This is a genomic window from Ensifer aridi (assembly GCF_002078505.1).
GTDB classification, from domain to species: Bacteria; Pseudomonadota; Alphaproteobacteria; order Rhizobiales; family Rhizobiaceae; genus Sinorhizobium; species Sinorhizobium aridi.
Genome location: NZ_LUAV01000007.1, coordinates 169,631 through 181,962, shown reverse-complemented (window position 1 = coordinate 181,962; position 12,332 = coordinate 169,631). Strand labels below are relative to the sequence as shown.

8 protein-coding genes, 1 tRNA gene and 1 pseudogene are annotated in these 12,332 nt (G+C 61.3%); 5 read left to right on the top strand and 5 right to left on the bottom strand.

Features of this window, described 5'->3' with window-relative positions; all coding sequences use genetic code 11:
* The first annotated feature begins 1,728 nt into the window (after positions 1-1,728).
* Positions 1,729-1,804: transfer RNA gene (locus AYK65_RS07740), tRNA-Glu, on the top strand.
* 76 nt (positions 1,805-1,880) lie between these two features.
* Here the strand turns inward: AYK65_RS07740 and recJ are convergent.
* From recJ to AYK65_RS07720, 4 genes are all read right to left on the bottom strand, one after another.
* Positions 1,881-3,683 (bottom strand): single-stranded-DNA-specific exonuclease RecJ, encoded by a 1,803-nt coding sequence (gene recJ / locus AYK65_RS07735; RefSeq protein ID WP_081158128.1) that lies wholly within the window; start codon positions 3,681-3,683, stop codon positions 1,881-1,883.
* Positions 3,684-3,815: 132 nt separating this feature from the next.
* Positions 3,816-5,138, bottom strand: a complete 1,323-nt coding sequence (locus AYK65_RS07730) for a homoserine dehydrogenase (RefSeq protein WP_081158127.1) — start codon at positions 5,136-5,138, stop codon at positions 3,816-3,818.
* A gap of 71 nt (positions 5,139-5,209) precedes the next feature.
* Positions 5,210-6,427, bottom strand: a complete 1,218-nt coding sequence (locus AYK65_RS07725) for an LL-diaminopimelate aminotransferase (protein WP_081158126.1) — start codon at positions 6,425-6,427, stop codon at positions 5,210-5,212.
* A gap of 125 nt (positions 6,428-6,552) precedes the next feature.
* Complete coding sequence (locus tag AYK65_RS07720; RefSeq protein ID WP_026614202.1) at positions 6,553-6,858, bottom strand: hypothetical protein; 306 nt, start codon at positions 6,856-6,858, stop codon at positions 6,553-6,555.
* A 110-nt stretch (positions 6,859-6,968) separates the two neighbouring features.
* Between AYK65_RS07720 and phaC the strand changes: the two genes are divergently transcribed.
* The 4 genes and pseudogenes from phaC to radC all read left to right on the top strand — a co-directional run bounded on the left by phaC (position 6,969) and on the right by radC (position 11,204).
* Entirely contained in the window at positions 6,969-8,813 is a 1,845-nt protein-coding gene (phaC, locus tag AYK65_RS07715; RefSeq protein WP_081158125.1) for a poly(3-hydroxyalkanoate) polymerase subunit PhaC, read from the top strand.
* 15 nt (positions 8,814-8,828) lie between these two features.
* Positions 8,829-9,548, top strand: coding sequence for a DNA/RNA nuclease SfsA (gene sfsA, locus AYK65_RS07710; protein WP_046118158.1), 720 nt, complete (start codon positions 8,829-8,831; stop codon positions 9,546-9,548).
* A gap of 29 nt (positions 9,549-9,577) precedes the next feature.
* Positions 9,578-10,417 carry a type I methionyl aminopeptidase gene (gene map / locus AYK65_RS07705; RefSeq protein ID WP_026614205.1) on the top strand — a complete coding sequence of 280 codons (840 nt, stop codon included), beginning with the start codon at positions 9,578-9,580 and terminating at the stop codon, positions 10,415-10,417.
* Positions 10,414-11,204 (top strand): annotated as a pseudogene (radC, locus tag AYK65_RS07700) (RadC family protein). The gene map and the pseudogene radC overlap by 4 nt, the downstream one beginning before the upstream one ends.
* 15 nt (positions 11,205-11,219) lie before the next feature.
* Here radC and AYK65_RS07695 read toward each other — a convergent pair.
* Positions 11,220-12,272: a magnesium and cobalt transport protein CorA gene (locus AYK65_RS07695; protein ID WP_081158124.1), complete on the bottom strand. Its 1,053-nt coding sequence runs from the start codon at positions 12,270-12,272 to the stop codon at positions 11,220-11,222.
* Positions 12,273-12,332 lie beyond the last annotated feature (60 nt).

The window sequence follows — 12,332 nt, the reverse complement described above, 5'->3', positions numbered from 1 at the left end:
CCTCAACGACGAGGATCAGCCAAGCCTGAGAAACCGAAAACGCTTGCTGACTTCACCCTGCCCCACATAGTCCTGATCTGCAGCGAATGACGCAGGAAGGGACGCTATGACGTCGCGCGGCTGATAGAGAAGCATGGCCCGGATATGCGCATCCGAGACTTCATCGGCCTGATCGGCCGGAGCTGCCCGAGATGGGTGCGGCCGACGAAATGGCAATCATGCGGGCTCGGCTGCGATGCTCTGATCTACGCGTTCTCTCCGCCGCTTGCGACGGACCGGGCGTTAGGGGAGAATTCACCACTCCCCGCCTAGGCGTGTCTTGCCAATTTCCTGGCTGGATGATCGGTGATTCCTACTGTCGAACTCGAAAATGCTGAGCACCCGGAGGTCGCCGTTTGCTTTGAAGCGTTGCGGAAAGCTCGCGATCACTCGCATCTAATGCCCCCCTCGTGGGCCGGCGACTCGCTCACCGAAGAAAAGCAGGGAGGCGAGAGGTATGAACTTGTCAACCACTTGCGACTGGTGCGGGTTTGCTAGGGCGCGTCGTCTCAACACTCGCCGGACGCTCCGAAGGTTCACACTCGGCGCATAGGAGAAATGCGCCCAAGATCCTGCGATATCCTAGTCTTCGGAAAGTTGTTCGGCAGTTGCCGCGATAGGTGTATTTCCCAACGAATTATCAGCGTACTTGAAGGCAAGTATGCTGATGACTGAGACGACCATGGCTATCAAAACGAGAATCATAATGTGGTTTGGGTTAGCTACCATGCTCTAGCAACCCACCCAGAGGCCTCGTTGTTCCCGCCCGACCACCCCCGATGGCCGCTATGCAGTGGGGACGCTTCGCATTCCACAGTTCGACTTGGTTCGTAGGAACAAATCCAGGCCTATTCGGAGGTACGTCTACTGGGGTTCGATCGACTACGAGGATGCTCATCACGATAGCGATGAGCACAACTATAAGCGCCAGAAATGCGAGGCCTGCTTTATCCATCCCGCATTTTGGCGACGCGAATGCGAGTAAAACTGGGCGGCCGCCGGGGGGAGAGCGTCCAAACCCAACCAAGTCGCAACGCAGGCAGGGCAACTGGTAAGACACATGGCTCAGAACCGCGAAAGACCGGATTCGATTCCCGGGCCTGCAGGCAATTGAAAGGCCGCGGCGCAAATTCAGGCTGGTGCTATTGAATTTACTAGGTCTTCCAACTCGCCTGAAAAGAAGTTCCATGTCCCGCTGAAACGCGCCCTTCAATCGTGATTTGAGGCCTTTCCGGCTGCCATGCGCTTCGCCAGGAATATGGCGAATGGACGAGACGTGATCAGCGATGATGTCCGATCGGCTCTCGAATGCACGAATCAGCGTCGGATGCAGGCGTCTGCCATTTAATTCCTTATCGAGTGCGATCAGCACCGGGTGAACCCGGGTGGACTTCCAGTCTACGGGATAGCGCCTTTTCATTGGGCGAGAGAATCAGGCGGCGATCGCCGCGAGGGGAAGATTTTCTTCAAAGGCTGTGAACGTCATTCGGCCTGTTTCATCCGAGTAGCAAAAACAAAGAGGGTGGTACACCCGTTGGGCGTACCATCCTCTTCGTAACGCACGCGGTAAAACTGTGCCGCAGGGCATGTGGCTTCGTTTCACGACGTTTTCCGAAGAAAAAATCGACTTTGCGGCTGTTGCTCACTTGCGGGAATCCAAAGCGCTCTCTATAAGCCACCTCGTCTTGGGCGCCCATCGTCTAGCGGTCTAGGACGCCGCCCTTTCACGGCGGAAACACGGGTTCGAGTCCCGTTGGGCGTGCCATCTTCCTGCTTCATCAATTATTCAAATACGCTTAGCAAGCTGCTGATTAGGCGTCGCAACTTTGCGCGCGCCCGACTCAGTTCGCTCTCGCGGCGTCCGTGACGCGCAGTTGAACGCGGCGCGTTCCCTGCCAGAGGTCCGCCGACAGGCAACCCGCAATGTGGACCGTCGAGCCGCGGCTGCCGAGCAGGAAATCGCCGAGCGGCGTTTCGATCGCTCGGAAGGCGATGCCGTCGATGCGGCTACCGTCCTGACCCTCTAGTGTCACCTTCACATGATTGGCGCCGACGAGCCGGCTGTCTCGCAGCCGGTGTTGCGGAAAGGCGAAGACCGGCTGCGGATGGCCCGAGCCATAGGGTCCCGCCTGTTCCAGCAGATCGACAAGCTCGAGCGTCGCGCCGGCGGCGGAGAGCGCGCCATCCACCTTGAGGCTTTGAACGGCAACCAGATCACGCACGGTGCCGTCGGCGCGCTCTTCGAAGAATTGCCGGAGCCTGCCGAGCTTGGCGCGCTCGACCGTCAGTCCGGCGGCCATCGCGTGCCCGCCGCCCTTTATGAGAAGACCGTTCTCGACGGCTGCACGAACGAGCCGGCCCATGTCGAAGCCGTTGATCGACCGACCGGATCCCGTCCCGCGGCCGTTCGGATCGAAGGCAATCGCGAATGCCGGCCGGCGGAATTTTTCCTTAATGCGGGCTGCGATGAGGCCGACGATGCCCGGATGCCAATTCTCCCGCGCGGTCACGATCACCGATGCGTTCTCGCCCGTGCCGTATTCCGCCAGCACTTCCGCTTCCGCCTCGGCAAGCATCGCCGCCTCCATCGCCTGGCGTTCGCGGTTGAGCTCGTCGAGCTGGCTGGCGATGACTTCCGCGGCGGCAGGATCGTCGAGTGTCAACAGCCTGCTGCCGAGCGCAGCGTCGCCGATGCGCCCGCCAGCATTGATGCGCGGGCCGATCAGGAATCCAAGATGATAGGGGGTCACGGGCCCGCCGATGGCGGCCTTGCGCAAGAGAGCGGCGAGACCCGGATTACCCATGTGTCGCGCCGCGATCAGCCCCTTGACGACATAGGCACGGTTCAAGCCTTTGAGCGGCACCACATCGCAGACGGTCGCAAGTGCGACGAGGTCGAGCTGCGCGAGCAGATCGAACGACGTGGCTCGCCCGTCTCCTCGCTGGCGCAGTACTCGTAATGTGTTGACGAGCACCAGATAGACGACGCCCGCCGCGCAGAGGTGCCCCTGCCCCGACAGATCGTCCTCGCGATTCGGATTGACCAGCGCGCGGCACGGCGGCAGGCTCGAGCCGACCTGGTGGTGGTCGATGACTACGACGTCGACGCCGCGTTCGGCCGCAACCGCAAGCGAATCGTGGCTTGTCGTGCCGCAGTCGACGGTGACGATCAGCCTGGCGCCGTTGCCGATCAATTGCTCTATCGCTTGCGGGTTCGGACCATAGCCTTCGAAGATGCGATCGGGAATATAGATATCGGCCTCAATGCCGAAATGGCGCAGGAAGCGCGCCATCAGCGCCGAGGAAGCCGCGCCATCCACGTCGTAATCGCCGAATATCACGACTTTTTCACCGCGACGGATCGCATCTGCCAGCCGCTCCGCCGCCTTTCGGCAATCCGTCAGCGTGTCGGGATCGGGCATGAGCGAGCGAAGCGTCGGGTCGAGAAAAGAGGCCGCGTCATCCAGCCCCACGCCACGGCCGGCGAGCACGCGGGCGATGAGTTCCGAATAGCCATGGACCTGACTGATCGCGAGCGCGCGGTTCTGGCCTGCCTGATCCAGCCGCGAGACCCAGCGCTGGCCGCCGACCGAGCGCTCGACGCCGAGAAATGCCCGCTGGATCGGATCCGCCAATTGGTCCATGCTGCCTGCCCGCCGAAATTCCCCCGTTCTTAACGAAGATTTCGGTTCGGCAAAACCGGCAGGCCGAACGCTCCGGCCCACAAGATGCGCGCCGGAGAGGTTTCTCAACAGTTTTAATGCAAAAGAGCCCGCTTACCAGTCCTTCGGCCGCTCGATGCGGATCACCTGCGGCTCGCCGACGAGATAGCCCTCGCCCTTGATCGCGACGATCGCCTTGCGCACGGAAGCCTCGAACGTCGCATGCGTGACTAGGATGATCGTCTTCGGTTCTGCAGGATCCGCGTAATGCTTGGAATGTTGCATGATCGATTCGAGCGAGATGTCGTTCTCCGCCATGTGCTTCGCGACATTTGCGAATACACCGGTCCTGTCGACGACTTTCAGCCGGATGAAGTATCCGCCCTCGTGGCTCTGCATCCGGGCGCGCTTATAGGGCAACAGCGCCTTTGCCGGGCGTCCAAATGCAGGCACGTGCTGGGCGCCCGGACGGCTCTTCGCGATGTCGGCGATATCGCCGAGCACCGCCGATGCAGTAGCATCGCCGCCGGCGCCCGGACCTACCATCAGGAGCTCTCCGAGAATATCGGATTCGATCGCGACCGCATTCGTCACACCGTCCACCTGGGCGATGACGGTGTCGTAGGGCACCATGGTTGGATGCACACGCTGCTCGATACCGCTTTCCGTACGCTGGGCAACGCCGAGCAGCTTGATGCGATAACCGAGGTCGGCGGCCGCCTGGATGTCCTCGATCGAGATGTTGGTGATGCCTTCGAGATAGATGTCATCGGCGGCGATGGCGGTACCGAAGGCAAGGCTCGTCAATATCGAGAGCTTGTGGGCGGTGTCGTTGCCTTCGATGTCGAAGGCCGGGTCGGCCTCGGCATAGCCGAGACGCTGTGCTTCCTTGAGACAGGCCTCGAAGGAGAGCCCCTCCTTCTCCATCTTCGTCAGGATGTAGTTGCAGGTGCCGTTCATGATCCCGTAGACGCGCGAGATCGTATTGCCAGTCATCGACTCGCGAAGCGCCTTGATGACCGGAATGCCGCCGGCGACCGCGGCTTCGTAATTCAAGAGCGCGCCGTGCTCCTCGGCAATTCCCGCAAGCTCGACACCGTGGGCCGCCAGCAGCGCCTTGTTCGCCGTTACCACATGGATGCCCCGCTGCAGCGCCGCCTTCACCGACGAATAGGCCGGATCCCCGGCACCGCCCATCAGCTCGATGAAGACATCGATATCAGCTTCCGATGCCAGCGAGACCGCATCGTCGAACCAGGCGATCTTCGCAAGGTCCACGCCGCGGTTCTTCGACCGATCCCGCGCGTTCACGGCCGTGATCTCGATCGCCCTTCCGCATGTGGTTGCCAGCATCTCTTGACGATCCTGGAGAATCCGCACGAGCGAGGCACCGACCGTCCCCAAGCCCGCAATGCCGATTTTGAGGGCATCTGCCATAGCAAGTTCCTAACATGTAGAAGGCGCCCCGCCTTATGCGGCGGGGCAACTGGTGCGGAAATACCTGTTCCCTACCGGTGTGCGTTGAGCGAGACGACGTTGTGCATCGTCTCCTCCGCCGTCGACAGGAAGCGCTTGATGTTGCGCGCCGCCTGGCGGATTCGATGTTCGTTCTCGACGAGGGCCAGACGCACATAGTCGTCGCCCTGCTCACCGAAGCCGATGCCGGGCGCCACCGCGACATCCGCCTTTTCGACGAGCAGCTTCGAGAATTCGAGCGAACCCAAATGACGGAACTTCTCCGGGATCTTCGCCCAGGCGAACATCGTTGCCGGGGGCGGAGGCACCTCGAAGCCGGCCTTGCCGAAGCTCTCGACCATCACGTCGCGGCGGCGTCTGTAAATGTTTCGCACTTCGGCGATGTCGCTGCCGTCGCCATTAAGCGCTTGTGTCGCAGCGACCTGGATCGGTGTGAAGGCGCCGTAATCGAGATAGGACTTCACACGCGCCAAGGCCGCGATCAGCCGTTCATTGCCGACGGCAAAGCCCATGCGCCAGCCGGGCATGGAGAAGGTCTTCGACATCGACGTGAATTCGACCGTCACGTCGATCGCGCCTGGCACCTCCAGAACCGAGGGCGGCGGGACGTCGTTGAAGTAGATCTCCGAATAAGCGAGATCCGAGAGCACGATGATATCGTGCTTCTTCGCGAAGGCGACGACGTCCTTATAGAAGTCGAGCGTCGCGACCTGCGCCGTCGGATTGGACGGATAGTTGAGGATAAGCGCCAGCGGCTTCGGGATCGAATGCCGAACCGCCCGCTCGAGCGGCGGAAAGAAGCTCTCATCCGGCTCGACCGAGATGGAGCGTATGACGCCGCCGGCCATCAGGAAGCCGAAGGCGTGGATCGGATAGGTGGGGTTCGGGCAGAGGACGACATCGCCCGGCGCGGTGATCGCCTGCGCCATGTTGGCGAAGCCTTCCTTCGAGCCGAGCGTGGCGACGACCTGCGTCTCCGGATTGAGCTTGACGCCGAAGCGGCGCGCGTAATAGGCCGCCTGGGCGCGGCGCAGCCCCGGAATGCCCTTCGACGAGGAATAACGATGCGTGCGCGGGTCCTGTACGACCTCGCAGAGCTTGTCGACGATCGACTGCGGAGTGGGAAGATCCGGATTGCCCATGCCGAGGTCGATGATGTCGGCGCCGGCGGCTCGCGCGCTTGCTTTCAAACGGTTGACCTGTTCGAAAACATAGGGCGGCAAACGCCGAACTTTATGAAACTCTTCCATCTCCAGACCTCGTTTGGCGCACGCTTTTGCGGGCCAGTTCGGCATTCGCGGAGCATGCGCTGGGGTGAACGGTCGTCATAGCGGCCATTGAACGCTTTGCGGCCAAATCACGCGAAAGGCAAGCGCTAATTCTCGATCTCTTTCAGCGCATCAGGGCCGTGCCGCTCGGCCAGTAACTGCAGTTCCTTCAGTCGCCGCTGATATTCCGCTTCGGAGATGGCGCCGGACCGGCGTTGGCCGGCAAGCGCCGTCAGCCGCTCCTGCATGTTTACCGCCTCCTCGTCGGTCATCTGCTGCATGGCAGCAGGCCTCTGCCCATATACGGAAGGATAGGTGGCGAGCTCGGCCGTCGAGTTGCATCCGGCAAGCGCGATCGCGAAAATCAATCCGGAAATGCGGGTAAGCGAACGCTGTTTTCCAACGGCAAGCATGCTGGCGATGACCCCCTGTTTCTCTGGCGCGACGATGCGCTAGCCCTTGTAATCATTTTCGGGCAGAATGTAAAAACGCAAAACAAACAAGATGCTGTGGAGGACACCGGGTGACAGCGGAAAAGGCCGAGGACACCACCGGCAAAGGCGGTTTTGCCGGCTTTGACCCGAAATCGGTAGAGCCTTACATCGTCAAGGATCCCGAAAACCTGGCCATCAACATGGCTCGCGCGGTCGAACAAATGGGAAAGGCGGCGTCCGCATGGCTAGCGCCGCGCGAGACGGGCGAGAAAGCCCACACGTTCGCCCAGCCCGTCTCCGACATGGTGAAGACGCTTTCAAAGGTCTCCGAATACTGGCTGTCCGATCCGAGGCGGACACTCGAGGCGCAGACAAACCTCATGGGTAGCTTCTTCGACATCTGGTCGCGAACGGTCCACCGTATGGCCGGCGACATTGTCGAGGAACCGGAGATTCTCAAGCGTAACGACAAGCGCTTCGCGGACGAAGACTGGGTGAAGAATCCTTTCTTCGATTTCATCCGCCAGGCCTACTTCGTGACGTCCGATTGGGCGGAGCGCATGGTCGAGGGCGCTGAGGGGCTTGACGAGCACACCCGCCACAAAGCGGTATTCTATGTGCGCCAGATAGCGAGCGCGCTCTCGCCGACCAATTTCATCACCACCAACCCGCAGCTCTACCGGGAAACCGTGGCGTCGAGCGGCGCCAATCTCGTCAAAGGCATGCAGATGCTCGCCGAAGACATCGCCGCCGGACGCGGCGACCTCCGGCTGAGACAGACGGATACGAGCAAGTTCGCGATCGGCGAAAACATTGCGATTACTCCGGGCAAGGTGATAGCGCAAAGCGACGTCTGTCAGGTCATCCAATACGAAGCGAGCACCGAGACCGTGCTGAAGCGGCCGCTGCTCATTTGCCCGCCCTGGATCAACAAGTTCTACGTCCTCGATCTCAACCCGGAGAAATCCTTCATCAAGTGGGCGGTCGACCAGGGCCACACCGTATTCGTCATCTCCTGGGTGAACCCGGACGAGCGGCACGCCAACAAGGACTGGGAAGCCTATGCGCGCGAAGGCATCGGCTTCGCGCTCGACACCGTCGAGCGGGCAACCGGCGAGCGTGAGGTGAACGCCATCGGCTACTGCGTCGGCGGTACGCTGCTTGCGGCAACGCTCGCACTCCATGCCGCCGAAGGCGACGATCGCATCCGCTCCGCGACGCTCTTTACGACGCAGGTGGACTTTACTTATGCCGGCGATCTCAAGGTCTTCGTAGATGAAGATCAGATCCGCCACGTCGAGGCCAATATGAGCTCCACGGGCTATCTCGAAGGCTCGAAGATGGCGACCGCCTTCAATATGCTCAGGGCTTCGGAACTCATCTGGCCCTATTTCGTCAACAACTACCTCAAGGGTCAGGATCCCCTTCCCTTCGACCTTTTGTACTGGAATTCCGATTGCACCCGCATGCCCGCGGCAAACCACTCCTTCTATCTTCGCAACTGTTACCTCGAGAACAAGCTTTCGACGGGCGAGATGGTGCTTGCCGGCAAAAAGATCTCGCTCGGCGACGTCAAGATCCCCATCTACAATCTGGCGACCAAGGAGGATCACATCGCGCCGGCGAAATCCGTTTTCCTCGGCAGCAGTCGCTTCGGCGGCAAGGTGACGTTCGTCCTGTCCGGCTCGGGCCATATCGCCGGAGTCGTCAATCCACCGGCCAAGAGCAAATATCAGTTTTGGACGGGAGGGCCGGCCAAAGGCGACCTGGACGCCTGGATTGAAAAAGCCAAGGAAACGCCGGGATCGTGGTGGCCCCATTGGCATAGCTGGGTCGAACGGCTCGACAAGCGCCGCGTGCCGGCCCGCAAAGCCGGCGGTCCCCTCAACTCGCTCGAGGATGCCCCCGGCTCTTTCGTTCGCGTGCGCGCTTGAACCAACGGAAGCGAAGTGAATTTCTCCCGTCCGCTCGTCCCTGCCACGCTCGTTCAGCGTTATAAGCGCTTCCTCTTCGACGCTATCCTTGCCGACGGCACGCCGATTACCGGCTCGTGCCCGAATACCGGCTCTATGCGCGGGCTGACTGCGCCCGGATCGCCGATCTGGCTCTCGGAGCATGACAGTCCGACGCGCAAATATCGCCACATGCTGGAGATCGTCGAAGCGGACGGCACGCTTGTGGGCATCAATACCGGGCTGCCGAACCGGATCGCCGAAGAAGCGATCGCCGCCGGACAGGTCAGCGATCTCGACAGCTATTCAACACTTAGGCGCGAGCAGAGATACGGGCGAAACTCCAGGGTCGATATCCTCCTTGCCGATCCGCTGAAGGGCCTTGCCTATGTCGAGGTCAAGAACGTCCATTTCAGCCGCGTTGGAGGGCTTGCGGAGTTCCCGGACAGCCCCACAGAGCGCGGGGCGAAACACCTCGAAGAACTGGGGGACATGGTGGAGGCGGGTCACCGGGCGATCATGCTCTATCTCGTTCAAAGGAACGATTGCGCCTTGTTCCGCATATGCCGCGAACTCGATCCGGCTTATGCTCGTGCATTCGAACGGGCGATTGCGCGCGGGGTCGAGGCCTATGCCGTCAGATGCGCCGTCTCACCCGCCCAAATCGTGCCAGCGGGGCCGATGATAGTGGACGAACCGGTCCTCGCTGTTCTATGAAAACTGCCGGAAACGACGAAAGAGTTGCAATGGTAACCTACATCGAGGCCGGCGCTGCCCCTTACAAGAACACCGGCGTCATCCGTCTCTACGGCCCGGATGGATTTGAAGGCATGCGCAAGGCCTGCCGGGTGACGGCGCGTTGCCTGGACGAGCTGGTGACACGTGTACGCCCGGGCGTCACGACGGAAGAGATCGACCGCTTCGTCTTCGAGTTCGGTATGGATCATGACGCGCTGCCGGCAACCTTGAACTATCGCGGCTATACGAAGTCTTCCTGCACGTCGATCAATCACGTCGTCTGCCACGGCATCCCCAATGACAAGCCCTTGCGCGAAGGCGACATCGTCAACATCGACGTAACCTATGTGGTCGACGGCTGGCATGGCGATTCGAGCCGGATGTATCCGGTCGGTGAAATCAAGCGTGCTGCCGAGCGCCTGCTCGAAGTCACGCATGAATGTCTGATGCGCGGCATCGCCGCCGTGCGACCCGGCGCCCGCACCGGCGCGATCGGCGAGGCGATCCAGGCCTATGCGGAATCGGAGCGCTGCTCGGTCGTGCGCGATTTCTGCGGTCACGGAGTCGGGCGGCTCTTCCACGACGCGCCCAACATCCTGCACTACGGCAATGCCAATGAGGGGCCGGAACTTAAAGAGGGCATGATCTTCACGATCGAGCCGATGATCAATCTCGGCCGGCCGCATGTGAAGGTTCTTTCCGACGGATGGACGGCCGTGACGAGGGACCGCTCGCTCTCGGCACAGTATGAGCATACGGTCGGCGTGACCGCGGACGGCTGCGAAATTTTCACGCTTTCACCGGCCGGTCTGTTCAAGCCCGGCATTCGCGCCTTGGGCAACGCGTGACGAAGACGCCGATCTCCATCGAAGCCGATCTTGAGCAATCCGCCGACGAGCGGCAGTTCTTTGCGCAACAGAAGACGCGCAGCGCCAAAGCGTCAGCATCACCCGACCGTTCGGCCGAGGCGCATTACCACGGCCATCGCGACCGGTTGAGGGCGCGTTATCGCGAACAGGGCGATCAGGCGCTGGCGGATTACGAGATCCTCGAACTCATCCTCTTCCGCCTGATCCCCCGGCGCGACACCAAGCCGATCGCCAAGGCTCTGCTCAGCCGTTTCGGGACCCTTGCCGGCGTCTTCGGGGCGCCGCTCAATTTGCTGCAGGAAGTGAAGGGCGTGGGGGAATCTGTCGCCCTCGATCTCAAGCTGATCGCAACAGCGACCCAACGTATGCTGAAGAGCGACCTGCGCAACAAGCAGGTGCTGTCGTCCTGGAGCGCCGTCATCGACTATTGCCACGCCGCGATGGCGCATGAGACGAAGGAGCAGTTCCGCATCCTGTTCCTCGACAAGCGCAACTCGCTGATTGCCGACGAAGTGCAGCAGCAGGGCACGATCGACCACACCCCGGTTTATCCGCGCGAGGTCGTCAAGCGGGCGCTGGAATTATCCGCCACCGCCTTGATTTTGGTGCACAACCATCCCTCCGGCGATCCGACCCCGTCGCGCGCGGATATCAAGAGACCAAGCTGATCGCCGAGGCCGCGAAACCGCTCGGCATCACGGTCCACGACCATGTCATCATCGGCAAGGATGGACATGTCAGCATGAAGGGGTTGCGGCTGTTCTAGATCGGTGCGTACCGTTCAAAGCCACCTCGCCCGCCGGAAGAGCCGATAGAGCGTGGCGCACAACACGAAGATCACAGCCAGAACGACGAAATAGCCGTAGCGAAATCTGAGTTCGGGCATCTCGTTGAAATTCATGCCATAAATGCCGGCGATCGCAGTCGGGACGGCGAGAATCGCCGCCCAGGACGCGAGCTTGCGCGAGATTTCCGTCTGCTCGGACTGGCCGATCATCAGGCTCGCCTCGAAGGTGAAGGCAAGCACTTCGCGAAGCGCGTCGATATCCTCCTGAACCCGGCGGACGTGATCGGTGACGTCGCGGAACAGCGGCTGCATTGCGGCGTCCATGCCCGGCAATTCGAGATGCTCATGCCTCCGGCAAACATCGACCAGCGGCACGACCGCGGTGCGCAGGCGCAGCAGATTGCGACGCAGCTTATAGAGCCGCTCGATGTCCGTCTTGTCTAACCGCGAGCGCAACAGTCGGTCTTCCAGCTCCTCAACTTCCCCGTGAATCGCCTCAACCACCGGCATATAATTGTCGACGATGAAGTCGAGGATGGAATAGAGGATGTAGTTCTCGCCATGTGCAAGCGCGGCAGGCGACGACTCGCATCGCTGTCTCACCGCCATATAGGAGGTGGACGCGCCGTGGCGCACGGAGATGATGTAGCCACGACCGACGAAGAGGTGGGTCTCACCGAAGGCGATCTCGTCCCCGACCATATGGGCCGTGCGGGCTACGACGAAGATCGCGTCGCCGTAGATTTCGAGCTTCGGACGCTGGTGCGCCTTGCCGGCATCCTCGATCGCCAGATCATGCAGGTCGAATTCCCTTTGCACTTCCCGCAAAAGCGCGGGGTCGGGCTCATGCAGGCCGATCCAGATGACGACGTTTTCACGGTTGCGCCACTCTCCCGCCTCTTCGACCTCGATGTCGCGCAGGCGGCGCCCATCCTGATAGACGGCCGCCGCCACGACGCCGGGGCGGCCGCCCGGCACCGCTTTGCTTTCGGCCTCTGGCAGGCGCTGCGCACCTGATGTGTCGCCGTCCGTCCGCTCCAGCGCCATGCCTCGCTATCCTCAACCGTTCGCCGCCGAGCAAACAGCGGTTCCTCCGGTGATCAGCAT